The sequence below is a fragment of the Streptomyces cynarae genome (assembly GCF_025642135.1).
In the GTDB taxonomy this organism is placed as follows: Bacteria; Actinomycetota; Actinomycetes; order Streptomycetales; family Streptomycetaceae; genus Streptomyces; species Streptomyces cynarae.
The window spans coordinates 8,583,376-8,609,899 of sequence record NZ_CP106793.1 but is presented as its reverse complement, the minus strand read 5'-3'; the positions used below and the strand labels follow the sequence as shown (position 1 = coordinate 8,609,899).

Annotated in this window: 20 protein-coding genes and 2 pseudogenes; 14 read left to right on the top strand and 8 right to left on the bottom strand. The window is 68.7% G+C overall.

Annotated features, from left to right (window positions below; genetic code table 11):
- Positions 1-114 precede the first annotated feature (114 nt).
- Positions 115-1,974 carry an RICIN domain-containing protein gene (locus N8I84_RS38870; protein WP_263234239.1) on the top strand — a complete coding sequence of 620 codons (1,860 nt, stop codon included), beginning with the start codon at positions 115-117 and terminating at the stop codon, positions 1,972-1,974.
- A gap of 191 nt (positions 1,975-2,165) precedes the next feature.
- Here the strand turns inward: N8I84_RS38870 and N8I84_RS38865 are convergent, their stop codons facing one another.
- Positions 2,166-3,101 (bottom strand): LysR family transcriptional regulator, encoded by a 936-nt coding sequence (locus tag N8I84_RS38865; protein WP_263234238.1) that lies wholly within the window; start codon positions 3,099-3,101, stop codon positions 2,166-2,168.
- Positions 3,102-3,588: 487 nt separating this feature from the next.
- Here N8I84_RS38865 and N8I84_RS38855 point away from each other — a divergent pair, with 487 nt between their 5' ends.
- Positions 3,589-4,113, top strand: coding sequence for a hypothetical protein (locus tag N8I84_RS38855; protein ID WP_263234237.1), 525 nt, complete (start codon positions 3,589-3,591; stop codon positions 4,111-4,113).
- Between the two features lie 48 nt (positions 4,114-4,161).
- Here N8I84_RS38855 and N8I84_RS38850 read toward each other — a convergent pair whose 3' ends face one another.
- Together N8I84_RS38850 and N8I84_RS38845 are read right to left on the bottom strand one after the other, a co-directional pair.
- A complete protein-coding gene (locus N8I84_RS38850) occupies positions 4,162-4,491 on the bottom strand; it encodes a trypco2 family protein (RefSeq protein WP_263234236.1) in 330 nt (109 codons plus the stop codon).
- A 60-nt stretch (positions 4,492-4,551) separates the two neighbouring features.
- The gene (locus N8I84_RS38845; RefSeq protein ID WP_263234235.1) at positions 4,552-7,968 is read right to left on the bottom strand and encodes a serine protease; all 3,417 of its coding nucleotides are present in this window, start codon (positions 7,966-7,968) and stop codon (positions 4,552-4,554) included.
- 370 nt (positions 7,969-8,338) lie between these two features.
- Between N8I84_RS38845 and N8I84_RS38840 the strand changes: the two genes are divergently transcribed.
- A protein-coding gene (locus tag N8I84_RS38840) for an IS5 family transposase (RefSeq protein WP_263234646.1) occupies positions 8,339-9,138 on the top strand; the annotation gives its coding sequence in 2 pieces (ribosomal slippage) (positions 8,339-8,678 and positions 8,678-9,138; 801 coding nt in all).
- Here N8I84_RS38840 and N8I84_RS38835 read toward each other — a convergent pair.
- Entirely contained in the window at positions 9,110-9,445 is a 336-nt protein-coding gene (locus tag N8I84_RS38835) for an ankyrin repeat domain-containing protein (protein ID WP_263228084.1), read from the bottom strand. The genes N8I84_RS38840 and N8I84_RS38835 overlap by 29 nt on opposite strands.
- 376 nt (positions 9,446-9,821) lie before the next feature.
- Between N8I84_RS38835 and N8I84_RS38830 the strand changes: the two genes are divergently transcribed.
- The 3 genes from N8I84_RS38830 (at position 9,822) to N8I84_RS38820 (ending at position 13,468) form a co-directional block, all read left to right on the top strand.
- A complete protein-coding gene (locus N8I84_RS38830) occupies positions 9,822-11,717 on the top strand; it encodes a multicopper oxidase family protein (RefSeq protein WP_263234234.1) in 1,896 nt (631 codons plus the stop codon).
- Between the two features lie 245 nt (positions 11,718-11,962).
- Entirely contained in the window at positions 11,963-12,730 is a 768-nt protein-coding gene (locus N8I84_RS38825; protein ID WP_263234233.1) for a class I SAM-dependent methyltransferase, read from the top strand.
- Between the two features lie 117 nt (positions 12,731-12,847).
- Positions 12,848-13,468 carry a LysE family translocator gene (locus N8I84_RS38820; RefSeq protein ID WP_263234232.1) on the top strand — a complete coding sequence of 207 codons (621 nt, stop codon included), beginning with the start codon at positions 12,848-12,850 and terminating at the stop codon, positions 13,466-13,468.
- Positions 13,469-13,533: 65 nt separating this feature from the next.
- Here the strand turns inward: N8I84_RS38820 and N8I84_RS42915 are convergent.
- Positions 13,534-13,638, bottom strand: a pseudogene (locus N8I84_RS42915) (RacP protein); the annotation flags it as partial.
- Positions 13,639-13,769: 131 nt separating this feature from the next.
- On the opposite strand from N8I84_RS42915, the gene N8I84_RS38810 reads away from it, so the two are divergent.
- Positions 13,770-14,777, top strand: a complete 1,008-nt coding sequence (locus N8I84_RS38810; RefSeq protein WP_263234230.1) for a restriction endonuclease — start codon at positions 13,770-13,772, stop codon at positions 14,775-14,777.
- Here the strand turns inward: N8I84_RS38810 and N8I84_RS38805 are convergent.
- Entirely contained in the window at positions 14,722-15,180 is a 459-nt protein-coding gene (locus N8I84_RS38805) for a PPOX class F420-dependent oxidoreductase (protein ID WP_263234229.1), read from the bottom strand. The genes N8I84_RS38810 and N8I84_RS38805 overlap by 56 nt on opposite strands.
- 16 nt (positions 15,181-15,196) lie before the next feature.
- On the opposite strand from N8I84_RS38805, the gene N8I84_RS38800 reads away from it, so the two are divergent.
- On the top strand, positions 15,197-15,385 hold the full coding sequence (locus tag N8I84_RS38800; RefSeq protein ID WP_263234228.1) for a hypothetical protein: 189 nt from the start codon (positions 15,197-15,199) through the stop codon (positions 15,383-15,385).
- A gap of 214 nt (positions 15,386-15,599) precedes the next feature.
- Here N8I84_RS38800 and N8I84_RS38795 read toward each other — a convergent pair whose 3' ends face one another.
- The gene (locus N8I84_RS38795; protein WP_263234227.1) at positions 15,600-15,833 is read right to left on the bottom strand and encodes a WhiB family transcriptional regulator; all 234 of its coding nucleotides are present in this window, start codon (positions 15,831-15,833) and stop codon (positions 15,600-15,602) included.
- 359 nt (positions 15,834-16,192) lie between these two features.
- Between N8I84_RS38795 and N8I84_RS38790 the strand changes: the two genes are divergently transcribed.
- Positions 16,193-17,518: a glycoside hydrolase family 3 N-terminal domain-containing protein gene (locus N8I84_RS38790; RefSeq protein WP_263234226.1), complete on the top strand. Its 1,326-nt coding sequence runs from the start codon at positions 16,193-16,195 to the stop codon at positions 17,516-17,518.
- Between the two features lie 175 nt (positions 17,519-17,693).
- Here the strand turns inward: N8I84_RS38790 and N8I84_RS38785 are convergent, their stop codons facing one another.
- Positions 17,694-18,704 (bottom strand): LacI family DNA-binding transcriptional regulator, encoded by a 1,011-nt coding sequence (locus tag N8I84_RS38785; RefSeq protein WP_263234225.1) that lies wholly within the window; start codon positions 18,702-18,704, stop codon positions 17,694-17,696.
- Between the two features lie 273 nt (positions 18,705-18,977).
- Between N8I84_RS38785 and N8I84_RS38780 the strand changes: the two genes are divergently transcribed.
- The 5 genes and pseudogenes from N8I84_RS38780 (at position 18,978) to N8I84_RS38760 (ending at position 26,496) form a co-directional block, all read left to right on the top strand.
- The gene (locus N8I84_RS38780) at positions 18,978-20,273 is read left to right on the top strand and encodes an ABC transporter substrate-binding protein (RefSeq protein WP_263234224.1); all 1,296 of its coding nucleotides are present in this window, start codon (positions 18,978-18,980) and stop codon (positions 20,271-20,273) included.
- A 6-nt stretch (positions 20,274-20,279) separates the two neighbouring features.
- Positions 20,280-21,182: a carbohydrate ABC transporter permease gene (locus tag N8I84_RS38775; protein ID WP_263234223.1), complete on the top strand. Its 903-nt coding sequence runs from the start codon at positions 20,280-20,282 to the stop codon at positions 21,180-21,182.
- Positions 21,179-22,090 carry a carbohydrate ABC transporter permease gene (locus tag N8I84_RS38770; RefSeq protein WP_263234222.1) on the top strand — a complete coding sequence of 304 codons (912 nt, stop codon included), beginning with the start codon at positions 21,179-21,181 and terminating at the stop codon, positions 22,088-22,090. Before N8I84_RS38775 ends, N8I84_RS38770 begins: the two co-directional genes overlap by 4 nt.
- Positions 22,091-22,150: 60 nt before the next feature.
- Positions 22,151-23,406, top strand: a pseudogene (locus tag N8I84_RS38765) (glycoside hydrolase 5 family protein).
- 69 nt (positions 23,407-23,475) lie between these two features.
- Positions 23,476-26,496, top strand: a complete 3,021-nt coding sequence (locus N8I84_RS38760; RefSeq protein WP_263234221.1) for an alpha-mannosidase — start codon at positions 23,476-23,478, stop codon at positions 26,494-26,496.
- The last annotated feature ends 28 nt before the right edge of the window (positions 26,497-26,524 follow it).

Genomic DNA, 26,524 nt, shown 5'->3' with positions numbered 1-26,524 from the left:
GCACGTTCGGTGCGGCGCCGCCCCGACGACGGCCGGCAGCGCCGGCAGCCACTGATCGCCGCCTCAACACGCACACCCACCCAACCCCCTCACCCCGCACACCGGGAGAGCCGCATGTACTCACCGCGCCTGTTTTCCAGACCCCGGACCGGCAGCAGCCCCCGCCGCCGGGCCATCTCCACCGTCGCCGTACTGCTGGCGTCCCTGGCCGGAACGGTTCTGCCGGCCGTTCCGTCACAGGCTGCCGACACCAGTGTCACCGTCGACTTCTCCACTGCCGGGGGCGCCCCCACCTACCACGCCTCCGGCATGATCTACGGGATGACCCCGGACGGGTCGCTGCCGCAGGACCACTTCTTCAAGGACATCAAGTGGCACTTCATGCGGGCCGGCGGCGCGCAGCTGAACAGCGGCGGCTACGCCACCAGCCTCGCCGACTACCAGACCCGCTGGAACGCCACCCTGGCCCAGTACAAGCGCACCGTCGCCCTCGGTGGAACGTTCGTCATCCTGCCGCACGACCTGTGGGGTGCCGACGGCACCACCAGCCAGGGCTTCCCCGGTGACAACGGCGACTGGACGCAGTTCGACAACTTCCTCAGCCGGCTCTTCTCCGACGTCAAGGCCAACAACATGACGGTGGAGTGGGATCTGTGGAACGAGCCGGACGGCAGCGGATTCTGGGCCCGGTCCCAGGACCAGTACCTGCAGATGTGGTCCCGGTTCTACGCCGCCGTGCGGGCCAACTTCCCCGGCCGGCTCATCGTCGGCCCCAGCATCGCCGGCAAGCCGAACTCCTCCAACACCTGGTGGACCACCTACCTGAACTACGTAAAGGCCAACAAGGCCGCCCCCGACATCTACAGCTGGCACGACGAGCCCGGTGACCCGGTCGCCGACGTCGGCCGCGCCAACTCGACCATCGCCGCCGCAGGCCTGACCAACACCCGTCCGTACCAGATCAACGAGTACGCCACACTGTCCATGCAGAACCCGGGCGGCGGCGCCTGGTTCATCGGCCGCCTCGAGCGCGCCGGCGCCGACGGCCTGCGCGGCAACTGGGCCTCCGGCACCGCTCTGCACGACGACGAGGCCAACCTGCTCACCAAGAACAGCGCCGGTCAGTACCTGCCGCTGGGCGAGTGGTTCATGTACCGCTACTACGGCTCGCAGACCGGCAACATCGTCAACCTCATCCCGGGCGCCAACACCGACGGCCTCGCCACCAAGGACAACACCGCCGGCAACGCCAAGATCCTGCTCGGCAGCAACGGCAACACGGGCACCGTCACCGTCAACCTCACGGGCCTGAACACCACTTCCGTCGTGGCCAACAACCAGGTCCGCGCCGTCGTCCAGCGCATCCCCTACAACAACGGTGCCGCCGTCACCGGCCCGACCACCGTCTCCGACAGCACCCTGACGGTCACCGACAACGCCGCCTCCGTCAGCATCCCGTGGACGAACGCGAAGGACGGCTACACCGTCACCCTGCTCCCGCCGTCCAACACGACCATCACCACGGTCGCCGTGAGCGAGAACAGCGGCCAGTGCCTGGACGACACCAACCTGAGCCTCGCCAACAGCACCCAGTACCAGCAGTACTACTGCGAGGGCGGCTACCAGCAGATGCTCGACCTCAAGCCGGTCGTCGGCCGCACCAACACGTACACCATCGTCGATGAACTGAGCGGCAAGTGCCTGGACGTCTCCGGCGCCTCCACCGCCGACGGCGCCCCCGTCATCCAGTACACCTGCAACGGCCAGACCAACCAGATGTTCACCCTCAGCCCCGTCACCGCGCTCGGCAACAGCCAGGACTACCAACTCGTCGCCGTCCACAGCGGCAAGTGCGTCGACGTCTCCGACGTCTCCACCGCGCCCGGCGCCCTGATCCACCAGTGGACCTGCGACTCCGGGAGCACACTCAGCACCAAGAAGAACCAGATCTGGCGCCTGCAGGGCAAGGCCTGACACATCCCGACCCGCGGTCCCCTGCTCTCTGTCCGGCTCCTCCGGCACGGGAGCAGGGGGCCGCCCCATACCTCGTTGCCGGAGCAGGCGCCGGTACTTTGTTCGAGCCGTTGCCGGCCACGTCGATGGCTACGCCCGCCTCGAGTCACCGTCCGTCGATCCGGCCACCTCGATCGAGGACGCGGCGGCGTTCAGCGCGGAATCACCCAGCTCGGCGCCCAGGTCCCGGCGGCGTCGTGGCCGGTGGCTGTGGCGGCGAGGTGGGCGTGGAGGGCGGCCAGCGCCGGGTGGGGGTTGTCGCGGTGCCAGAGGAGCGAGTGCGGGTAGACGGGCGTCGGGTCGGTCACCGGGATGCGGCGCAGGCCGTGGCCGGCGGGCCAGACGAGGCGCGTATGCTCAGTCGTGAAGGTGGCCAGGGCCGGGGTGTCGGCGATGGTGTCGAGGAGTGCGTCGGAGCCGAAGTTGGGGCCGGTCGCCTCGATGGTGAGGCCGAACTCCGCGACGAGGTCGTCGTAGTAGGCGGCCCACTCGGTACCGGGGACGATGCCGGGCATCCAGATCCGGTGCCCGGCGAGCTGGGCGACGGTCACCGACCGGGCACGGGCCAGTGCGTGGGCGGGGCCGGTGAGGAGCTGGTGCGGCTCGTCGAGAACCCGGACGGACGCGATGTCCTCGGGGAGGGGCCGCCCGGGCATGGCGACGGCGCGGAAGGATGCGTCGATCTCACCCGACCGGATGGCGGCGACCGCCGTCTCGATGTCGAACAGCATCACCACGTCCAGGTCGATCTCGGGGTGGGCGCGGTGAAATCCGCGCAGCAGACCCGATGGCGCGACCCGCGAGGCGATCACGTCGACGCGCAGCGGACGGTGGCCGGTGCGCACGGACGCGGCCGCGCGCTCGGCGACGCGCAGCAGCTCGCGCGCGTGGGGCAGGAACGCCTGCCCGTCGATGGTGAGCTCGACGCCGCGCGCGGTACGGGTGAACAGCCGCACGCCGAGGTTGCGCTCCAGCGCGGCGATGCGCTTGGAGACAGCCTGCTGGGTGACCTCCAGCTCGGCGGCGGCCTCCTGGAACTGCCCGGCGTCGGCGGCGGCGAGGAAGGTCCGGACGGTGTCGAGATCCATGTCGACACCCTATGGGCACAACCGTTGGTTGTGTCTGGACGGTCCTGCGGTTGTCCGATTCCCGGGTGTGGTGCTCGCTTTGATGTTCCGATCGTGGACCGGTTGTACGGGTGAGGGGCGAGGAGCGCCTGGGCATGAAGAGCGGGCACCGGCTGGGGCATCCGCTCGGACATCGGCTGGGGCGGCGGTTCGGTGGCTGCCGGGTGCTGCACGCCGCACCGGCCGAGGTCGCCGCGCTCCTCCGGGGGCTGCGGCGGGTTCGCGGCCGTGGCTGTGCCGCTCGGCCCCTGGGTGGAGTTCCGCCGCAAGCGGCGGGTGCTGATCACGATGGACCTGGTCCGGTTCGCGGGCGCTGCTGACGGTCCCCCGTGACGCCTGTGAAGAGCGCGTCCCGGGCCAAGTGGTCTGGCGACCACGGCTGTCACCGTGATCGAATTGCCTGCCAGGCCCGATCGCGAGCAGCATCAGCGCCGAAGGAGGCCCAGACGTGTCCGCTCCCTGGGACGCCATTGTGACCACTGGCATCGGCGCCGCCGCAACCGTCGCCGGCATCCTGATCGGCGGGGTCGTCGGCCGGCGCAACCAGAATCAGCAATGGCTGCGAGACACCCAGGCTGCGGCCTACGCCGCCTACCTTCGTGAGTTCACCGCGATCGAGATCGAGCTGCGGGAGGCGTACCTCGACGACCGTTCCAACACAGCCGACTGGGCACCGTTCAACGCCGCACTGACGTCGCTCAGCCTCGTTGCCACGCCGGAGGTCGCCAACGCCGCCGGCGACTTGACCGAGGCCGTTGGACGCCTCGCCCTCATGGTTGCCGACCGAGGCCCCAAGGACCGCGACGAGCTCCGACAGATCATGTCCGACCTCGCCTCCAGGCAGGTCTCCTTCGTCAACGCGGCCCGCCGCTCCCTCGACGCCTCACAGCAGCCTCTCGGGAGTCAGTTGGGTGGACCTCCGCCCTGGCGCGAGATCGAGCCCTACGCGCCCGCGCCACGCTCCGGACAGTGACACCTCAGGCCATGCAGTGACCAACTGGTCACGTACGTCGGAGGGCTGTTACTCCACGGAGTCGAAGCGGCTGGTGTCTCCGTGGGTGTCGTTGCCGACCTCCAGGCTGCCCCCGGCGGCGTCCTTGGGGGTGAGCGTGAAGGCGATTCGATGGGTACGGATCCGTGAGGCCTTCGTATCGGCGTCCGCGTTGACCACCCATGCCTTGACGCCGCCCTTGGCCCCGGCCTCGCGACGCAGCTCGACCGTGAACTCCATCTGAATCGGGCCGACGTCGAAGCGCACCGCTTCCCCGGCCCCGGCCGTGGCCGCCTGCATCAACCCGTCCCTGATCGCCCTCACCGCGGCGGCGAGTTCGATGTCCTGGAAGTCCGGCACTGACCCTCCTGTCGTCGACTGGTGATCGACGGTAGGGCATGACGACCCGTCCCGTCCTCGTCACCGGCTGCTGAGGCGACGCCACCAGGGAGACGGCGGCTTCGGCGCATCGGATGTGGGGTGGTACGTCAGCACCTGGCGTACCGAACCAGGCGGCAGGCATTCGGCTCCGGTGACCCGCAGATCGCCTGAGGATGCCCAGCTCAGGGTGACCGAGACGTCGGCAATGCCGGCGAGCGCGGAGAGGTCCACGGTCGCCGACCTACGGCCTGCCTGCGTGAACTGTACGTGGAGACGAAGTTTCTGAAGCGAAGGAAGCATCCGGGCAAGGAGGTCTGCGGTGCAGCGGTCTGCGGTCGCATGGGTGGTCACCTGCGCGCTGGTGACGCCGGGCAGACGGACCACCTGGGAGAGGTCGGACGGGCACAGGTCTTCGATGGTGAGGTCCACGTCCTTCAGCGAGGGGAGCCGGCTGAGCGCGGCGAGCTCTTCTGCCGGCACCGGTGTGCCGGACAGGGCGAGCGAGGTGAGCTGGGGCCAGCGACGGATGGCATGGAGGTCGGCGACGACCAGGTTGCCGAGGATCCGGAGGCGTCGGAGACCTGCCGGAAAGGGGACGTCCGTCAGTGTGAGTCGGCGTGCCGCGCCGCCCCGGTCCCAGCGAAAAGTCGCATCGTGGAGCGTCTCCACGTCCTGCAAAGGGGACAGGTCGGGGCCGCTGGGCACGTTCCGGAGTATGACGGTGTTCATACGGAGGCGACGCAGCGCCGAGTAGTCCGTCAGGCCGCCGCAGTCGGAGAGGCACAACGCGGACAGCTCCGGCAGGTCCACCGCGAGGAACTCCAGGTCGCGCAGGACGTCGTTGGCATCCAGGGTGAAGTCGTCCGGACGGGCTCGGCGGAGCACCGGCGAGAGCGCCTCTGCCGGGAAGTCGCCCACGCAGGCGAGCACGGGGACCGAGGCCATCGTGGAGAGCGCGGACAGCTGCGCCGCACTGCTTACGGTGAGGCGTACTCCTGCAAGCGGTGTGTGGACGAGGATGCCCTCTGCGTATGCCCGGGCGTCGAAGCCGTCCCAGGCATCCGCGAGTTCCTGTCGGACGTTCTGGTCCGGATGTGCCCGGAAGGAGTGCAGCACCTGATAGGCGTGCTCCCCGCCCAGCAGGCGGGCGGTACGGACGACCGCGCCGGCCTGCCCCGCCGTGAGCCCCTCGGGCGAGGGCAGCAGGTCCAGTGCCACCGTTCCGGCCTGAGCGAGCAGCTCGGCGTCGGCGGGGCTCTCGGGCGGGACCAGAGCTGCCGCACGCCTCTCGACCTCGACGCGAACGTCAGGGGCGAGAGCCGTCGCGTGCTCCAGGCACGCTGCGGCAAGCAGGTGCAGCCGCTCGCGCTGCGGCGAGGCGGCCATGTCGCCGAGTTCCAGCAGGCGGCGCAGCAGTATCGCGCGTTCGTCCGCGCGGGCGTGCCCGACCGCCATCCGCACCACGTCCTCCCACTGCGGCTCGTGGGCGTGCGCGGCGACAAGGTTGAGGTCCTGGCCCTCCACAGCGGCCTTGGATCCGAGGTAGTCCTGGAAAGTGCGGTGGATGAACTCGACGGTGTCGGGGGATGGCGCGCGCAGGATCCCACTGCGCAGCAGCAGGTGGTCCAGGACGTCCGCGGCCTGCTCGGGCGCGGCGACCTGGGGCATCGAGCGCAGGCCATCGGCGAGGACCCGCAGCACGTTGGAGCGGTCGGCCTCGGCATGGCCGTTGCGGATCATCCAGTAGGCGAGCTGCTGCAGCAGCCACAGCTGTGCGCTTTCGTTGATCTGCAGATGCGTGGCGACCCTTCGCTGCACGTCGCGCCGGACCAGCAACATGCTGAGCGCGGCCTCGTAGAGCTCCAGCCGGTTCTGCGGCAGGTAGGAGTTGCGGTCACGGTGCAGTGCGCAGATCATCGCGCACATCAGGGGGTTGGTCGCAAGGCGGCCCAAGTCGTTCTTGCGGGGCAGGGAGTCGGCCAGCACCTGCTCGTACTCCGCCAGCTGGGCCCGTTCATCCGAGCGCTCGACGGTCCGGGCGGCTGCCTGGTGCCAGCGGTGCATGAAGGCGGTGACGTCCTGGCGGTTCATCGGCAGCAGGTTCAGCTCGGTGAACTGCTGGCTGCTGAGCCAGCCGTCGTCCACTGCCGAGGGCCGGGTCGTCACCAGGAAGACGCAGTCGGGGTAGAGGGTGATCAACTGTTTGAGCCAGTCCCGGGTCCGCTGCCGGTCGCCTTCCTGTATCTCGTCCACACCGTCGATGAGCAGGAGCCCGCGCCCCGACTGGAGGACCTGGTCGGCCCAGCCTCCGGGCTGCAGGGAGTGCAGCGGATTGCCGACGGCGGAGAGGAAGTCCTGTGGTTCCGGCAGCGCATCGCGCCGGGTGAGGGTGCGCAGGGGCAGAACGAACGGCAGGCAGCCCTGAAGGTGCCCGAGCGCGAGGGGAAACTCCCGCCGGGCCGCGGTCACGGCCAGCCACTGCACCAAGGTCGTCTTTCCGGAACCGGCGTGGCCGCGCAGGAGGATGCGGGTCCTGCGTGCGAACGCCGTTTCGACGCGCTGTCGGCCGCCGCCGACCGGATCGTGGAACCGGCCGCCCGGCTCCCCGACCCTGTCCTCCGGTCCGGACCTTCCTCTGTGGCGGGGTGCCAGCTCCAGGCTCAGATACGCCGTGTCCAGCGGCCACTGCGCGTGTTCCTGACGGCTGAAGTCGAGCCCGAAGATCCTGAGTTCGTTGTAGAACTCGGCCACGTACGCCGCGTACCGGCGCTCGAACTCGGCGTGCGGGTTGTGCTCGGGATCCGTGAGTTCGTCCACGGTCGGCTGATGACCGGTGTGTTTCACCAGCCGCTCCACGAACTCCGGGTCCCCGAAGAGGACACGGCTTCGTACGGCTTCGAGGCGACCGTGCTGCCAGTTGACGGGGTCGGTCACCACCACACCGATGATCGTTCCCTGCGCGAACAGAGCCGCACCGGACATGCCCGCCCACGGCGAGGAGCCTTCCGCCCGCGCGAGAGGCGGCGTATACGGGCTGTCGAGTACGTACCGCGAGCGGACCATGCGCGAACCGGGCTTGAACGTGCCCACGACCTGCTCGGTGTCGAGTCCGTCCTCGCCGTCGCGCTGCATCTGCGGGAAGCCGATGGCTTGGCAGGATTCCATCGGCGCGAGTCCGGAGGGCACGCCCCAGCGCACCGGCTCCAGTTGCTCGGCGAGTTCGGCAGGGATCAGGTCTCGCTTGGCCAGCAGCAGCGCGGCATCGCACTCGCGGTCGTGCCGCGACCACACCACTCGGCATTCGACCTCGCCGACACCGCCGAGTGTCGCGACCTTCGCCAGGTAGCGGTTCTGCACCACGTGTCCGGCGGTGAGGACGAGGCGGGGTGTCAAGAGATACCCGCTGCCCTGGCGAGTGCCGAGTACGGCGGCGATGCGGAAGCGTTCCGGTCCCACGGGTCACATTCTCCGCAGAAGTAGTGTTCGGTGGCTGCCTGCTGTGGTGGAGTCGCCCGAGCAGCCGGCTGGGCCCGGCCCTGATCCCCGCCACCGCTTTCGTTGCTGTCCGCCCGCCCCCACCCTAGGACATTCACTACCGTCAGGTCGGCGATTCCCGCGGTCCGCAGGGCAGTTGGGGTGCTTGGGGAAGTACCGCGTCACCCCCGTCCGGAGCTGCTCCGGACATGCTCGGTGTCACCGACTTGTTCGCGTTCTTCACCAGCCCCCCGGGCACGGGACATGCACCCGAGGCAATCGCGGTGCCGGACGAGCCGATTAAGACGTCATCTCAATTGGTGGCATCGGTAGGCTGTGGGTCGTGGTGAGGATTGTTGAGCGGCTGGTGCCGGACGAATTGTGGGAGTTGTTCCAGCGGGTGGTGCCTGACGCCCCTTCGCGGCCTCAGGGCGGTGGCCGCCGCCGGCATGGCGACCGTGAAGTGCTGGCCGCGATCGTGTTCGTGGCCACGTCGGGCTGCACGTGGCAGCAGTTGCCCGCTGCGTCGTTCGGTCCGTCGGGGGCGACGGCTCACCGCCGTTTTGCCGAGTGGACGCAGGCCAGGGTGTGGGCCAAGCTCCACCGCCTGGTCCTCGACGAGCTCGGCTCCCGCGGCGAGTTGGACTGGTCCCGCTGCGCGATCGACTCGGTGAACATGCGGGCCCTGAAAAGGGGGACCTGACAGGCCCGAATCCTGTTGATCGGGGCAAGTACGGATCGAAGATCCATTTGATCACCGAGCGGACGGGTCTGCCCCTGTCCGTCGGAATCTCCGGGGCGAACCTGCACGACAGCCAGGCACTGATTCCCCTGGTGAAGGGCATACCACCGATCCGCTCCCGCCGCGGGCGGCGGCGACGCAGGCCGGACAAGCTCCACGCAGACAAGGGCTACGACTATCCTCACCTGCGGCGATGGTTACGAGAGCGCGGCATCAAGCACCGCATCGCCCGCAAGGGGATCGAGACCTCGCAGCGACTCGGCCGCCACCGCTGGACCATCGAGCGCACCATGTCCTGGCTCGCCGGCTGCCGCCGCCTCCACCGCCGCTATGAGCGTAAGGCCGAGCACTTCCTCGCCTTCACGAGCATCGCCTGCACCCTCATCTGTTATCGGCGGCTTGTCTGCTGATGTGGGCCTGCAGCAGTTTCACGGCCAGGTCGTGGCCGTGGTGATTGGCCATGTCCATGGGGGTGCGGCCGTCTGGGTCTGCGAGCTCCGGATCAGCCCCGAAGGCAAGCAGCACGGCCGTGGTGTGCACAGTCAACGGCTGCCCGCTCTGCAGAGAGCCATCACCCTCGACATCGATCGCGTGCGTCAGCAGCGTCATGTTGCTGAAGACCTCATCGGGATCGGAACCAGCGGCCAGCAACCGGGCCAAGGCCTCAGCATCCTCCTGCTCGACCGCGTGATGCGCGGGTGTCCAGTGGTCGCTCACGACGACATTCAACCGTCCCCACGGCACGCCTGCCAGCAACTATCTACGCCATCAGCCACCAATTGAGATGACGTCTAAGGCAACATCGGCCCCCGCACGCCAGCGGCCTCCGCCGAGGCTGAGGAGGAGTTGGCGCCACGCAGCGTACGCGTGAAACGCCGTCCCCCAATACCCGAGGCACCCGTTCTGGACCGCTTCCCATGCTTCGGCTCCGGTCCCGATGCGTGCCGAACTACTGCTGAGATCGGCTCAATGAGTGGCTTTTCCAGACCGGACCGGCGTTATGCAGCGACATTCCGAACCAGCCCTGTATCCCTTGGACGCTGCGTCAGGCGATGGGAGGATGGAGACGATGGTCGGGCGAAGGAAATTCCTCATGGCCGGTGCCCTCGGCGGTGCGGCCGTGTTTCCACGGGGTCCTCTGGGAACACAGGCGTATGCGTTGTCGGCTCACGGAACAAAATCTGCGGACACACCGGTGCCGCACACCCCTCCGCTGAAGAAGTACGTCGACCCGCTGCCCAGGCCGATGACAGCCGTCCCGGATCCTTCCGTCTATCCGGGCGCCGACTACTACGAGATCACGATGCGACAGGGCTCGTGGCGTTTCCACCGGGATCTCGGGCCGGCGACCGTGTGGGGTTACTGGGCCGAGAACCCGCACGATCCTCGCAAGGCGATCGGCATGGGCTATCTGGGGCCGACCCTCAGCGTGACCAAGGACCACCCTACGGTCGTCAAGTACCGCAACGAGCTGCCGACCACCCACCTGTTCCAGTTCGTGATCGACGCCATTCGCAACGGGGACCCCCAGCTCACCCCGATCGCTCCGCCTCCCTACGAGAGCAAACCGCCCTTCCCTCCGAATATCAACGTGTGGAACGTCGTACACCAGCACGGCGGTTTCACACCACCACAGTCCGACGGCATGCCGCTGCAGTCGTTCAGCCCGGACGGCTTCCATGCAGAGTCCTACTTCACCCTGGACCCGAGCCGGGTCAAACCCAACGAAGCGATCTACGGCTACACCAACCACGACCGGTCGTGCCTGCTCTGGTATCACGATCACGCCATGGGGATGACCAGCGTGAACGTCTATGCGGGTCTTGCCGGTCTCTACGTCATTCGTGACCCCGCCGACGAACGGCTCGGGCTGCCGCGAGGCGAATTCGAGGTTCCCCTCGTCCTGCAGGACCGGACCTTCCACCGGGACGGCTCGCTCGCCTACACCATGACCCAGAGGCAGGGCGAGGACACCCCGGTCGTCAACGGGAAGGCGTACCCCTTCCTCGCCGTCGAGCCGCGACGCTACCGGCTGCGCATTCTCAACGCTTCGAACGAGCGTTTCTGGCGGCTGAGATTCGACGTCCCGAGGGACGTACTGCCTCAGCCCACACTGCCGTTCTGGCTGATCGGCACCGACGGCGGATTCCGTGCTCCCTTGCAAATGCTGAACTTCCTGATCTCGCCGGCCGAGCGGTACGATCTGATCGTCGACTTCAGCCAGATGCCCATGGGTACGAACGTCACATTGACGAACTACAATGCGCCGGTCCACTACCCGGACGGTGACGGACCGGAAATCTCGGAAATCATGCAGTTCCAGGTCACCAAACCATTGTCCGGAGGCGCGGACAGGACGACGCCGCCCAAGAGACTCAGGCTGCCGACGGTCGCTCCCATCGAGCCGAAACCGCACACCCGCCGACGGGAATGGGTCGTGTACCAGCACCAGCTCTTCGGCACCATGACGTTCAACGCGGTGCCGTTCATGGAGCCGTCCCAGGACTTCATCAAGGCGGGCTCGACCGAGATCTGGGAGTACATCAATCCCAACCACGACGCCCACCCGATGCATGTCCACCTCGTCAACTTCCAGGTGTTGAACAGGCAGCCGATCGACGCGGCCGCCTACCAGGCGGATTACGACAGATGGATCTACGGTGGCCGCAAACCTGAAGACCGACCGGTGCTGGAGAACTATCTGACCGGCCCACCGATTCCGCCGGACCCGGACGAAGCGCGGTCCGCCAAGGACACGGTCAAGGTCTATCCGGAGCAGGTGACCAGGATCATCATTCAGGAATTCAGTCCGCCGACCGGTACCATCGCGTCGATTCCGGGCAGCGGCACCGAGTTCCCTGCGACGTACGTCCACCACTGCCACATTCTCGAACACGAAGATGATGACCTGATGCGCCCGTGGACGATCATCGATCAGGACGACCACGGCAGCGGCGAGCACGGCGGCGGCCACGGCCACGGCCACTGACAGGTCGATCGACCCGCCCGTGCCGGTCCAGCTCGAGCGCTCGGCCGGCCGGGTGCCGCCCGGGACGTCGCAGAAGCGGTGTCCAGGGCGGCCGTGGACGTGCCACTGAAGGGCACCATCGAGGTGGCCGGCCCCCAGCAGTTCCGTTTCGCCGAATGCACAGGGTGGCGGGCGCGCCGGTCCTAGGGTCTGGAGGCGGTCGTTGATCAAGCACCGACGGAGCGGGGCGTGTCAGGATGGTTGCCATGTCTGGTCGCGCGCTGAGCTTCGGAGTGGTGGCGGAAGCATACGAACGGTTCCGGCCGGGGTATCCCGTGGAGCTGTTCGACATGGTGATGGCGTACGCGGGCCATCCGGTTCGGACTGCGCTCGAAATCGGAGCCGGGACAGGGAAAGCAACTCGCCTGTTCGCTCAACGGGGGGTCATGGTCACCGCGACCGAGCCTGACAAATCCATGCTCGCCGAGCTGCGCAAGCACGTGCCGGGAAACGTCAGGACGGTGCAAGCTGCGTTCGAGGACTTGCGATCGAGCGAGCGGTACGGGCTGGTTTATGCGGCGGCAGCGCTGCATTGGACGAACCCGGAGGGCCGGTGGTCACGCATGGCCGCGCTGCTTGAGCCGGGTGGCGTGTTTGCCTCGTTCGGCGGGCCATTCCGACTGGCCGACCCGGCTGTGGAGGAAGCTGTTCACGCGGCGCGAGCACCGTTTTTGGACAGCGACGAGATTCCGTCCCCAGACGGGACGCCTCCGGGGCATGACATGCAGTGGCCGGGTACGGAGCTCCAACGGTCTGAGTGGTTCACTGATGTTCAACAGTCCACCATCGGACGGCGCTTGAGCATGAGCGCTCGCGACTACGTCGGGCACCTCTCAACCATTTCGGCTTATCTCGTCCTGCCGCCCCTGGCACGAGAGCAGGTGTTCAGCGAGATCATGCAGGTCCTACCGGACAGGGTCGAGATGACCGCCGACATCACCGTCCATCTCGCACGTCGACGCTACGAGAGCTGACGAGTGCACGACGCCGCGACAGCTCACAAACAGGTCGAGGGAGGCGGTTCGGAGGCCTGCCTGTACGTTCGGGATCACGTCACTCCGGCCAGGACCAGGGGATATGAGACTGAGGGCGTGCTCATACAGTTCCTCACTGCGGCCGGCGTGCTCACTGTGCTGACCATGGTGCCCGGGCCGGACATGGCCGTCGTGACGAAGCGGGCCGTCTCTTCCGGATGGCAGGACGGGCTGCGGACGGTCGGCGGCATCACCGTCGGGCTGCTGGTCCGGGGTGTTCTCTCGGTCGCGGGCCTCGCCGCGGTCCTGGCCGCCTCTGCCACCGCGTACACCGTGGTCAAGCTGGCCGGGGCCGCCTACCTTGTCTTCCTCGGCGTCCAGGCGCTGATCCACAGCCGGGGTGTCCAGGCGCAGGCCGAGGACATGCCCCCTGCCGCACCTGTCGGCAACCCCTGGCGGACCGGCCTGGTCAGCAACCTCTTCAACCCCAAGATCGCCGTCTTCTACACCGGTCTGCTGCCGACGCTGGCCCCGTCCGGGCTTTCCCCCCACACCGGAATGGCACTGCTGGTCCTCATCCACGCGGCGCTGACCGCCGTGTGGCTCGGCGGCTACCTGATGCTGCTGGCCAAGGCCCGCGTCTTCTTCCAGAAGCCCGCCGTGCGCCGGGCCATGGACCGCGTCACCGGCGTCGTCCTGATCGGGTTCGGCCTGAAGGTCGCCGCGACTCAGCCCTGACCATCAGCGCTGCCGATCGCCCAGGGCAATGCGGCGGGAAGCCCGCAGGGCGGCCCCGCCGCACGTCAGGAGCCGGCGATGAGGTCGAGGGTGGACTCCATGGAGTTGAGCTGGGCGACGATGTGCCTGACCCACTTGGGCAACTTGGTTGCTTGTGGGGCATCACGGCCGGCGTCCTGCGCAGTGCGCATGTACGACCGGTCGCGAAGATCGCTGGGTCGTCGCAACGGTGGTGAACCGCACGATCCAGGGCAGACGGGAAGTGATCTTCGTATCGGTCCCGTTGGGGGGAGTAGACCTCGTGGCAACGCCCGTCCGCCGTAGGCGACCAGTGAACCCTCGGCGCGCCTTCGATCTGCGCTACACGGCCCTCTTCTTCGGTCTCCTGGCCGCTGTCGTCAGCCTGGTGGGCTTGACCGCCCGGACGGCGATCAGCGTCGCCGAGCAGCGCCCCACCTGGGCCGCCGTCCTCGGAGTACTCGTTCTGACAGCGGCCCTGCTCCTGCGGCGGCGTCGGCGGCATCCGGTCTCCGTGGCACGGACCGCGCGCAAGGCCACCGCCGCGCTGGACGAGGCGACCAGGACGGCACTCGACGTGCTCGATCACGACCCTTCTCCCGGCGAGGCCCCCGCCGCATCCGACACGGCCGACGGACCGCTCGTCATACCCGCCGGGCGGACGGATCCCCACGAGACGCCCGCCGTCTCCCGTAACGCCGAGGAGGCCGTCACGCTCACGCCCGACGTGGCGACCGTCCGCCCGACGACCGGGCCCGTCGACCTCGAGGCCCTGGGGCCCGATGAGTTCGAGCAGGCCACAGCCGCCCTGTGCGAGCGCGACGGATGCACTGAGGTGGAGGTCGTCGGCGGAGCCGGGGACCTCGGCGCCGACGTCGTGGCCACGGCTCCGGACGGAAGGCGTGTCGTCATCCAGTGCAAGCGCTACGGCGACACCAATCGGGTCGGTTCCCAGGACCTCCAGCGCTTCGGCGGCACGTGCTTCACGGTCCACGGGGCAGATGTCGCGATCGTCGTCACCACCAGCGGCTTCACCGCCCCAGCGCTGGAGTACGCCGAGCAGTGCGGGATCGTGTGCTGGGACGGGGAGGACCTGCAGGCGTGGAGCGACGGCACCGGGCCGGAACCCTGGCGGCCACGGACGCCGAAACCGACGTACGCTGACCCTCAAAGTGGCTCTGACCGGCAACCGCTGTACGCACCCGCCACGACCGGCAGTGGCAGCCCGACCTGTCCTAGCCGTCGATGTCGAGCGCCGTTCCATAGAGCCGGTCCACCTTCAACCGGATGACCAGTCGCCGCTCGGCAACCAGCTGTTCCAGGAACGCATCCTCGTCCTCCGGCTTTGCGTCCTGCGGGATCATCCCGAGCAGTTCCCGGCCGACCTCGTCGCCAGCAACCCTCGTGATCTCGGAGACCTCGGCCTCGCCTTCAGCGACGGCGAACGACCACACGTCTCCGCCCCGCACATGCAGGGCCGCACGTGGGTCGCGCCGCAGGTGGCCGACCTTGACGCGGTCGGCCGTCGTCGAGAACCGCACCATGCGGGAGTTGGAGTCCCAGCTGTACAGCATGGTGGTCAGGTGAGGATGACCACTGCGCTTGACGGTGGCGAGTGTACCGAACTGCTGCTTGGCGAGCAGTTCGGAGAGGGCTTCGTCGGACAGTGTGCGAGGTGCTGGTCCTTGAGTCATGATCTGTTCAACGCCCGTGACCGCCCGGCAATTTCATCAACACTGCCAGTCCAACCCCCACTTCGACGACACCGCCCGCCGCGGCACCGAGCACGGTACCGGCCTCGGTACCCAACCGATTCCCAAGGCGATGAGCACAGGAATGCAGCCGGAAGCCTGGGGTGTTGCCATGTTCCACAGCGTGCATACGGACTCGGAATATTGAATCGCATCAGCAGGGAATAGGGAATCGCTCGGCCGGTTCAGTGCGCTCCGGGGCAAACCTGGTGCGTTGTGGGTCAAGAGCCGAAGTACGGCAATGGTTGGGCCACCGTGCAGGCGGGACATCCCCGGTCAAACAGCCGAGATCATCGGACTCCACGTACTCGGGTCCGGCAAGCTGGAGATCCGCGTTCCAGAAGCGCACGGACCGCGCCACCTCAGATGCGATGGGCCTGGACCAGCGCCCGCCGTTGACCCGGTGTGAGCCCGCCCCACACCCCGTCCGTCTCGCCGTAGCGCAGCGCCCACCTGCGACATTCACGCAAGACGGGGCAGCGGTGGCAGACCTGCTTGGCTCGTTCGACCTGGAGGAGGGACAAGCCGTCGTCGCTGACGGGAAAGAACAGTTCAGGATCTTCAAGGCGGCAAGCGGCCATCTCACGCCAATTCACAGCACCTCCACTTGCCGGCATCACGCGGCGCGGTGCAGTGCGGCACCGATGACGTCCCGCTCATGATTGCCCCTGCAAGGCACCGTCCAAAATAGGAGCGGATTGAGGCTTTCGTCTATATGCCGACCTCTTCACCGCATCGTGACCAACCGCAAGGTGACCAACCGCAAGGTAACCGACCGCAAGGTGTGACGTGGAAAGGGCAGCGGCACCCGGGCCTGAGCCGGCTGGGGCGCCAGGCCGATGCGAATCGACGTACGGTGTGATGGAAACAGCCGGCCCAAGCTCGCCGTGCCGGAAGCGGTTACCAAGCCCCGCGGACCGAAGCGATCCGAGCAACAAGCTCAGGAGAGAAAACCATGACCACGCGTGTCCGCCGACCGAGGAGGCGGCGCTCCGCATCCCTGCGCACCGTGACCCCGCTGATCATCCTGGCACTGACGGCCGCAGCCTGCGGAGAGGCCACGCAGCAGGGACCGGCCGACTCCCGCCGGCCTCTCGCCACCAGCCCCGGCGCGGAAACCCCCGGCACCGCCGGTCCCCTGCCCAGCCGCACCACGCCCGGTGCCCCTTCGGCCACCACCGGGGCCGCCTCCTCGGCCGCCACGACCACCGCACCGCCGACACCCGCTGCCACGTGCACGGACCGGTACTTCTCCGGCATGACCACGGCTCAGCGGGTCGGGCAGCTTTTCATGGGTGGAGTCTCCGCGGCCCACCCCGACGCGGCCCAGCTGGGCACTCTGCGTGACCATCACGTGGGATCCATCATGCTGACCGGGCGCAGCAGCGCCGGCACGACGGTGACCAGAAGGCTGGTCGACGGATTTCGCGGTCAAGCGGACCAGGTCGCCGGTGAGCGGATCGGGCTGATGGTCGCCACGGACCAGGAGGGCGGCCAGGTGCAGGTGCTGAGCGGCCCGGGATTCTCGGCCATTCCCAGCGGGCTGACCCAGGGCAGCTGGCCGGTCACGACACTGCGTACGCGGGCCGCGGACTGGGCGAAGCAGCTGAAGGCTGCCGGAGTCGACCTCGATCTGGCCCCGGTCGCCGACGTGGTCCCGGCAGGCCTGGGCACCCGCAACGCACCCATCGGCTCCTTCGACCGTGAGTACGGCCACACCGCCGACACCGTGACCTCTCACAGCAACGCCTTCGCCGCCGGCTTCGCGCAGTCGGGTGTGATGACGACGCTCAAGCACTTTCCGGGACTCGGCCAGGTCATCGGCAACACCGACGTCAGCGCGAACGTCGTGGACTCGGTGACGACCGCCGGCAGCTCCGGTCTCACGCCCTTCCGGGCGGGGATCCGTGCCGGTTCGCCGTTCGTCATGGTCTCATTGGCCACGTACGCCAAGATCGACTCCAAGCACCTGGCGGCCTTCTCGCCGACTGTCATCGGTCAGCTGCTGCGTCGTGACATGGGCTTCAAAGGCGTGGTGATCTCGGACGACCTCGGGAACGCGGTCGCGGTGCGGTCCTTCACCCCGGCGCAGCGGGCGCTGAACTTCCTTTCGGCAGGCGGCGACATGATCCTCACCGTGCAGCCGAGCACGGTACCGGCGATGGCGCAGGCGATCCGGACCCGGATGCAGCAGGACGCCTCCTTCCGAGCCAAGGTGGACGACAGCGTGCACCGGATCCTCGCCGCGAAGCACGATGCGGGGTTGCTCGTCTGTCGCTGAGTCCGTATGCGTTCGCCGCGGGAGAAGGGCGGAGCGCCGCCCGCGCCACCGGGGAACTGCCGGAGGGGTGGCCACCGGAATGCGGCGGAGTCCAGGCGTTGCGGGGGCGGCGAGACAAACCTGGCCCTTGGGGGCCGGGATTCGGTGGTGCGGTCCGACAAGCGCTACGGCCGGTTCAGGCTTCGCGTGCCCTGCCCGTGCTCTGCCGGACGATCAGCTCCGGCAGCGGCACACGTACCGTCCGCGCCGGTGAGCCGTCCAGCAGGGAGGTCAGCTCACGCGCCGCGGTACGCCCGAACTCGACGCTGTCGCGGGAGAGCGCGGAGAGCCACGGCTTGACCATGCGGCACAGCACGGAGTCCTCCCAGGCCACCACCGATACGTCGTCCGGGACGGAGAAGCCCAGCTCGGCCGCGGCGGCGACCCCGGCGACCGCCATCACGTCGTTGTCGTAGATCAGCGCGGTCGGCGCGGCGGGACCCGAGAGGACCGAGCGGGTGACGGCGGCTCCTTCCACGTCCGAGTAGTCGGTGGTCACCGAGCGGACCTCGGTCAGGCCGTGCCGTTCGGCCTCGGCGCGCAGACTCCGCATACGGCGCTCGGTGTGCGCGAGCCCGGGGATGCCTGCGATGTGCACGATCCGGCGGTGGCCGAGAGCGTGCAGCTCGCCCACGACCGCCGCCATCGCGCCGGCGTCGTCCGCCCACACCGTCGAAAGCCCGGAGTGGCGCTCGTCCGGGGCGCCGCCGATCACCACGGCGGGCAGGCCGAGTTCGTCGAGGACGCCGGGGCGGGGATCGTCGGTGCGCGGGTCGACCGCGAGGACGCCGTCCACCCGGTGCTCGGCCCACCACCGCCGGTAGACCGCGCACTCGTCCTCGACGTCCTCCACCACCTGGAACAGCAGGCCCAGATGCCGCTCGGCCAGCACTTCCTGGATACCGGAGACGAGTTGCAGGAAGAAGGAGTCGACGCCGAGGGTGTGCGCGGGGCGGGCCAGAACGAAGCCGACCGTGGCCGCGCCCTCGCCGGACAGTTGACGTGCCGCGGCGCTGGGACGCCAGCCCAGCTGTTCGGCCACCCTGCGCACCCGGGCACGGGTGACCTCCGAGACGCCGGGGCGTCCGTTGAGGGCGAAGGAGACGGCACTCTCGGACACCCCGGCGCGCTCGGCGATGTCCCTCATCGTCGGTCGGCGCGCGGGTGAACGCTTGCCTGACAACGCTTCCCCCATTCCACGGAACCTCAGCACTAAAGCGGTTGAGTGAAACTACTCTAAAGCGCATTAGTGATCAAGCGCAAGAGCTCAGATGCGACGCTCTGACCTGCGACTTTATCGAGCTGAAGCCGAAGATCGGTCGGAATCCATTGACTTTTTCCCGGAGAAGGATGCAAGGTCTGCCTCTGTACCCGGGCCGGCACCGTCGCCGTGGCCCGCCGTGTAAAGGAGCCTTCAGCCGTGCGCATCTCCCGCAGAATCCTCGCCACCGCTGCCACCGCCGCGGTCCTCCTGCCCCTGAGCGCCTGTGGCTCCGGGAGCGGCGACAGTTCGTCGAGCGACTCCTCGGGCAAGGTCCAGGGCGACATCTCCTTCCAGACCTGGAACCTTCGCGCCAACTTCAAGTCCTACTTCGAGGGCCTGATCGCCGACTTCGAGAAGAAGTACCCGGGCACCCACGTGAAGTGGATCGACCAGCCCGCCGAGGGCTACGCCGACAAGATCAGTGCGGATGCGGCCGCCGGGACCCTGCCCGACGTCGTCAACGTATCCCCTGACCTGGCGGCCCCGCTCGCCAAGGCAGGCCTCGCACTCGACCTCGACAAGGACAAGGCGGCCGCGAAGTACAAGAGCGAGTACCTGCCCGGCGCCTGGGCCGGCAACGAGATACCGGGTCTGCCGGGCACGTACGCGTTCCCCTGGTACCTCAACACCGGTCCGCTCTTCTACAACAAGGCCCTCTTCAAGGAGGCCGGTCTGAACGCCGACCAGCCGCCGAAGACGTACGCCGCACTCTTCACGGACGCCCTGCAGATCGCTCACAAGACCGACGGCAAGGTCGCCACACTCGCCAACGTACCCACCATCGAGGACTTCGGCCGCTACGGCGTCGAGCTGATGAACAAGCAGGGCACCGCCTTCGCCTTCAACGACGCCAAGGGTGTCGAACTGCTCACCAAGTACAAGCAGTTGTTCGACGCGAAGGCGCTCGACCCGCAGGCCCTGACCGCCACTCCGGAGTCGTCCGGCCAGAAGTTCCTCACCGGCGCCGTCGCCATGAACCCCGGCAGCGCGCTGGATCTGCACAACTTCAAGACGCAGGCACCGACCCTGTACAAGAACATCGGCATCACCGACCAGATCACCAACACCGGTCACGTCAACATGTACGTGATGGGCCTGCTGGTCAACTCCAGGTCCAAGGAGAAGCCCGCCGCGGTCGCCTTCGCGCACTTCATCACCGACGCGCAGAACCAGATGTCGTTCGCGAAGAAGGTGGCCATCTTCCCGAGCACCGCCGGTTCCCTGGAGGACCCGTACTTCACCAAGGAGGACGGCACCGACGAGACCCGCGTCCGGGTCGCCGCGGCCAAGTCGCTGAAGACGGCCGTCAACTACACGCCCGTGCTGTTCAGCGACCAGATGAAGACCGCGCTGCGCAACGAGGTCGCCAAGGCGCTCCAGGGCAAGGAGAGCCCGAAGGCGGCGCTCGACAACGCTGTCAAGGCGTGCAACCAGCTGCTGCAGCAGGGCTGAGTCACCATGGCTGGTTCCACTGCTCCCTCCGGCTCCCGGGTGCGGCGTCAGCTGCCCACCAGTCCGTGGCTGTTCGCCGCACCCGGGTTCCTCGTCACAGGCGTGTTCGTCCTCTATCCGTTCCTCTCCACGGTGGTCGACGCGTTCACCGACCGGCGCACTCTGATACCGGGCCGGTTCGTGGGCCTCGCCAACTTCCGCGAGCTGCTCCATGACGACATGTTCTGGATCGGCCTGCGCAACAGCACGCTCTACGTCCTCGGGGTCGTCCCCGCGCTCGTGGTCCTGCCGCTGCTGCTGGCCCTGCTGGTACAGAAGAACATCCCCGGCATCGCCTTCTTCCGGTCCGCCTTCTACACCCCTGTCGTCGCCTCGATCGTCGTGGTGGGTCTGATCTGGGTGTGGCTGCTGGACGAACGCGGCCTGGTGAACTCGCTGCTGGAGACGCTCGGTGCCGGTCCGGTCGGCTTCCTCAGCGACCAGTGGCTGCTCCTGGTGAGCGCCATGGCCGTCACCGTGTGGAAGGGCCTCGGCTACTATATGATCATCTATCTGGCCGCGCTGGCCAACGTGCCGCGCGAACTGCACGAGGCGGCCGCGGTCGACGGCGCGGGCGCGGTCCGCCGCTTCCTCACCGTGACCGTGCCCGCCGTCCGCTCCACCATGGTGCTGGTTGCGGCCCTGTCCTCGGTCGCCGCGTTCAAGGTGTTCTCCGAGGTGTATCTGATGGCCGGCCCCAGCGGCGGTCCGGCCGGCGAGGACACGACCCTGGTCATGCTCGTCCAGCGCACCGGCACCGGTCTGACCGGCCGCGTCGGCTACGCCTCCGCGATCTCCCTCGTCGTCTTCGCCGTCACCGTGGTGCTGATGCTGCTGGTGCTGCGCGCCGACCGGAAGGACGAGGCATGAGCGTGATCGAGAAGGCGCGGCCCGCCCATCGGCCGGCCCCGGCCCGTGCGTCCCGGTCCGGACTCACCGACGAGCACGGCCGCCGCGTTCGGGCGTGGGAGCTCGTCGTGCGCTACGTCCTGCTGCTCGTCGTGCTGGCGCTGACCATCGGCCCGTTCCTGTGGCAGTTGTCGACGTCGCTGAAGGGTCCGACGGAGGACATCTACAGCTCGCCGCCGTCGTTCCTGCCCGCCCACCCCACCCTGCACAACTACGCGCGGGTCGCCGACACCATCCCCGTGTGGGAATACGCCCTGAACTCGCTGAAGGTGGCCGCCGGCAACGTGGTCACCAACTGCGTCGGCTCCGCCCTCGCCGGCTACGCCCTGGCGCGGCTGCGCTACCGGGGGCGCCGCGTGGCCACCCTCGTCTTCATCCTGGCCATGCTGGTACCCGCGGAGAGCATCATCATCGCCCAGTTCACCACCATGCGGGAGCTGGGCCTGAACAACACGCTCATCGGCGTGGTGCTGCCCGGCTGCGTCGCCGCGATGAACGTGCTGCTGATGCGCAACGCCTTCCTCAACCTCCCGTTCGAGATCGAGGAGGCGGCGTACGTCGACGGCGCCGACGTCTGGCAGCGGTTCCTGCGCATCGCACTTCCCTCGGTCAAGGGCACTCTCGCCGTCGTAGCGATCTTCGCCTTCATGGGTGCCTGGGACGACTTCCTGTGGCCGCTGATCGTGCTCAGCGACCCGTCCAAGTTCACCCTCACCATCGGCCTCAACTACCTGCACGGCACCTTCGCCAACGACCAGCGCCTGGTCGCCGCGGGCACGGTCATCGCCGTCGCTCCGCTCATCGTCCTCTTCGCCTGCCTCCAGCGGTACTTCTTCCGTGGAGTCGGCGAGGGTGCGGTGAAGGGCTGAGAAGCCCGGGTGCAGCACCCGAGCCGTAACCCCCCACCACCGCCTCACTAGGAACTCCGCATGCCTTCTGCCGTGCGCTTCGGCGTCAACTACACACCGAGCGAAGGGTGGTTCCACCACTGGCTCGACTTCGACCTGGACTCCGTACGCGCCGACCTGGACTCGATCGCCGCACTGGGCCTGGACCACATCCGGGTCTTCCCACTGTGGCCGTACTTCCAGCCCAACCGCACCCTGATCCGGCCGCGCGCCGTCGAACAACTCGTGGCGCTCGCCGACGCGGCGGCCGAACGCGGCCTCGACGTCAACGTGGACGGCCTGCAGGGTCACCTGTCCAGCTTCGACTTCCTGCCGGCCTGGACGCGGACCTGGCACCGGCGAAACCTCTTCACCGACGCGGAGGTGATCGACGGCCAGGCCGCCTACCTGCGTACCCTCGCCGCCGCCCTCGCCGACCGTCCCAACTTCATCGGCATGACCCTCGGCAACGAGGTCAACCAGTTCTCCGCCGGTCCCCACCCCGACCCCGACCGGGCCGGCCCAGAACAGATCGACGCCTGGCTGCGGCGCATGCTCGCCGCCTGTGAGGAGGGCGCGCCGGGCCGGCTGCACCTGCACGCCGAGTACGACGCCACCTGGTACCAGCACGACATGCCGTTCACCCCGGCCCAGGCCGCCCGGCACGGCGCCGTCACGGCGGTCCATTCATGGGTGTTCAACGGCACCGCCCAGCGCCACGGCCGTGCCTCCGTCCCGAGCGAACACCACGCCGCCTACCTCGTCGAGCTCAGCAAGGCCTGGGCCGACGACCCGCACCGCCCGGTCTGGCTCCAGGAGGTCGGCGCACCCGCCCCGCTGGTCCCCGCCGAACACGCCGCCGCCTTCGCCGAGGCGACCCTCACCCACGTCCTGGACTGCCCCGGCCTGTGGGGCGTCACCTGGTGGTGCTCCCACGACGTCTCCCGCGGCCTCGCCGACTTCCCGGAGCTCGAGTACACCCTCGGTCTGCTGAGCAACGACCGGCAGCCCAAGGACATCGCGCACGTCCTGGCCCGCACCGCCCGCGACACCGCCCACACCCCGGCGCCGCGGACCACCGCCTCGTCGTGCCCGCCGACCCGGCGCTGCGCCCTGCGCTCGCCCCCGGCGGCCGCGTCTTCGACGCCTTCTTCCGGCTGACCGCCGACGGCGCCCGCCCCACCACCGTGCTCGACACCCGTGCGTACGACACGGACCACCTCGGCACACGCGGCATCACCGAGGTCGTCGGCGCCGATCAGGTGCTCCCCACACCCCGGGCGAGCCGTCCCGCGTGACGCTCCTCCCCTGCCCGCCCCGTCACCGACACTTGGCAAGACCACCCGCGATCCCTTACGGAGCACCCCATGCATGACGACCGCAGCCTGGTCGAAGCCCGGCTCAAGCGCGTCCTGGACGAGCGGATCCGCCCAGCCGTGTACCCCGAGTCCGTACCGCTCGAGGTGGCGGTGTGGCATGCGCCCGGCGAGCCCGTGCCGGTGGTGGAGGGACTCGCGGCCGAACCCGAGCCGATCGAGGTGGGCGCCCGCTGGGGTGCCCCGTGGGGCACCAGCTGGTTCCGAGTCACCGGTACCGTGCCCGATGCGTGGGCCGGGAGAACCGTCGAGGCCCTGCTGGACCTGGGCTTCGACGAGAACATGCCCGGCTTCCAGTGCGAGGGCCTGGTCTACCGGCCCGACGGCACCCCGGTGAAGGGCCTCAATCCGCGCAACCAGTGGGTGCGCGTCGGCGCGCCCGTCGCGGGCGGCGAGGAGGTGCGGCTGCACATCGAGGCCGCCTCCAACCCGGTCATCCTCGACTACCACCCCTTCCTGCCCACTCGGCTCGGCGACAAGGACACCGCCGGAAGCGAGCCGCAGTACACGCTGGCCCGCATGGACCTCGCGGTCTTCGACGAGACGGTGTGGCAGCTGGTGATGGACCTGGAGGTGCTCGGCGAGCTGATGGCCGAGTTGCCGGTGGACTCCGCGCGCCGCTGGGAGATCCTGCGCGCGGTGGAGAAGGCGCTCGACGCCGTCGACCTGCAGGACGTGAACGGCACGGCGGAGCGGGCCCGTGCCTGCCTGACGGATGCCATGGCCTCCCCCGCCGTGCCGTCCGCGCACCGCATCAGCGCCGTCGGGCACGCGCACATCGACTCGGCCTGGCTGTGGCCGCTGCGCGAGACGGTGCGCAAGGTGGCCCGTACGACGTCCAACATGACCGCGCTGATCGAGGACGAGCCGGAGTTCGTCTTCGCCATGTCGCAGGCGCAGCAGTGGGCGTGGGTGAAGGAGCACCGGCCCGAGGTATGGGCGCGGGTGAAGAAGGCTGTGGCGGACGGGCGGTTCGTGCCGGCCGGCGGGATGTGGGTGGAGTCGGACACCAACATGCCCGGTTCGGAGGCGATGGCGCGGCAGTTCGTGCACGGCAAGCGGTTCTTCCTCGACGAGTTCGGCATCGAGAACGACGAGGCATGGCTGCCCGACACCTTCGGCTTCGCCGCCGGTCTGCCACAGATCATCAAGGCTGCGGGCTCGAAGTGGCTGCTGACGCAGAAGATCTCGTGGTCGCAGACGAACAAGTTCCCGCACCACACCTTCCGCTGGGAGGGCATCGACGGCACGCGGATCTTCACGCACTTCCCGCCCGTCGACACCTACAACTGCTCCATGAAGGGCAGCGAGATCGCCCACGCGGCCCGCAACTTCAAGGACAAGGGGGTCGCCCGGCACTCGCTGGCACCCACCGGCTGGGGTGACGGAGGCGGCGGCACGACGCGTGAGATGGTCGCCAAGGCGGCGCGGCTGCGTGACCTCGAGGGTTCGGCGACGGTGGTGTGGGAGACCCCGGAGGAGTTCTTCGAGAAGGCCGAGGCGGAGTACCCCGAGCCGCCCGTCTGGGTCGGTGAGCTGTATCTGGAACTGCACCGCGCCACCCTGACGAGTCAGGCCAAGACCAAGCAGGGCAACCGGCGCAGCGAGCACCTCCTGCGGGAGGCGGAACTGTGGGCGGCCTCCGCCGCCGTACGGGTCGGATTCCCCTACCCGTACGAGGACCTGGACCGCATCTGGAAGACGGTACTGCTCCACCAGTTCCACGACATCCTCCCCGGCTCGTCCATCGCCTGGGTGCACCGTGAGGCGCGGGCGACGTACGAGCGGATCGGCGCGGAGCTGAACGGGATCATCGGGGCGGCCCAGCGCGCCCTGGCCGGTGAGGGAACGACCGAGCTGGTCTTCAACTCCGCGCCGCACGAGCGCGCGGGTGTGCCGGCAGGCGGTGCCGGCACACCGGCCGTCGAGGGCGTCACGGCGCTCACCCCGCGGGAGGGCGGCGGGTTCGTGCTGGACAACGGCGTGCTGCGGATCGAGGTCGACGCCCGGGGCCTCGTCGTGTCCGCGTACGACATCGAGGCCGACCGGGAGGCGATCGCCCCCGGCAGCGCCGCGAACCTGCTCCAGCTCCACCCCGACTTCCCGAACATGTGGGACGCCTGGGACGTCGACGAGTTCTACCGCAACACGGTCACCGATCTCACCGAGGCCGACGAGGTGGCGCCCGGCGAGGACGGCGTCTCGGTGCGGATCGTCCGGTCCTTCGGTGACTCCCGCGCCACCCAGGTGCTGACGCTGGCGCCGGGCGAGCGGAGGCTGGTCCTCGACACCGAGGTCGACTGGCACGAGACGGAGAAGTTCCTCAAGCTGGCCTTCCCGTTCGACGTGCACGCCGAACGGTACGCGTCCGAGACGCAGTTCGGGCACTTCTTCCGCCCCACCCACACCAACACCTCGTGGGAGGCGGCCAAGTTCGAGGCGTGCAACCACCGTTTCGTGCACCTGGAGGAGCCCGGCTGGGGTGCCGCGGTCGTCAACGACTCCACCTACGGCCATGACGTGACCCGAACCGTCCGCACCGACGGCGACCGCGGGACGACCACCACGGTCCGCGTCTCGCTCCTACGCGCCCCGCGCTTCCCGGACCCGGAGACCGACCAGGGCGTCCACCGCTTCCGGCATGCCCTGGTGCCGGGCGCCACGGTCGGGGACGCGGTGCGCGAAGGCTGGCGCCTGAACCTGCCGGAGCGGCACGTCACCGGTTCCGGCCAGGTCGCCCCGCTGGTGACGGTCGATCAGGAGGCCGTGGTGGTCACCGCGGTCAAGCTGGCCGACGACGGCAGCGGCGACGTGGTGGTCCGCTTCCACGAGGCCCACGGCGGCCGGGCCCGCGCGACGCTGACAGCAGGCTTCGAGGTCGCCGGTGTCACGGTCACCGACCTGCTGGAGCGCCCGTTGGACGACGATACGGCGCCGGCGGTCGAGGGTGAGCGGATCACCGTGCGGCTGCGTCCGTTCCAGCTGGTCACGCTGCGGCTGAGGAGGGCCTGACCACGCCGGTGGGCTACCCCACCGGCCC

Coding starts and splice junctions, on each gene's coding strand:
- N8I84_RS38870 (WP_263234239.1), top strand. CDS start 115: ATGTACTCACCGCGCCTGTTTTCCAGACCCCGGACCGGCAGCAGCCCC.
- N8I84_RS38865 (WP_263234238.1), bottom strand. CDS start 3,101: ATGGATCTCGACACCGTCCGGACCTTCCTCGCCGCCGCCGACGCCGGG.
- N8I84_RS38830 (WP_263234234.1), top strand. CDS start 9,822: ATGGCCGGTGCCCTCGGCGGTGCGGCCGTGTTTCCACGGGGTCCTCTG.
- N8I84_RS38825 (WP_263234233.1), top strand. CDS start 11,963: ATGTCTGGTCGCGCGCTGAGCTTCGGAGTGGTGGCGGAAGCATACGAA.
- N8I84_RS38805 (WP_263234229.1), bottom strand. CDS start 15,180: ATGACTCAAGGACCAGCACCTCGCACACTGTCCGACGAAGCCCTCTCC.
- N8I84_RS38790 (WP_263234226.1), top strand. CDS start 16,193: ATGACCACGCGTGTCCGCCGACCGAGGAGGCGGCGCTCCGCATCCCTG.
- N8I84_RS38785 (WP_263234225.1), bottom strand. CDS start 18,704: ATGAGGGACATCGCCGAGCGCGCCGGGGTGTCCGAGAGTGCCGTCTCC.
- N8I84_RS38775 (WP_263234223.1), top strand. CDS start 20,280: ATGGCTGGTTCCACTGCTCCCTCCGGCTCCCGGGTGCGGCGTCAGCTG.
- N8I84_RS38770 (WP_263234222.1), top strand. CDS start 21,179: ATGAGCGTGATCGAGAAGGCGCGGCCCGCCCATCGGCCGGCCCCGGCC.
- N8I84_RS38760 (WP_263234221.1), top strand. CDS start 23,476: ATGCATGACGACCGCAGCCTGGTCGAAGCCCGGCTCAAGCGCGTCCTG.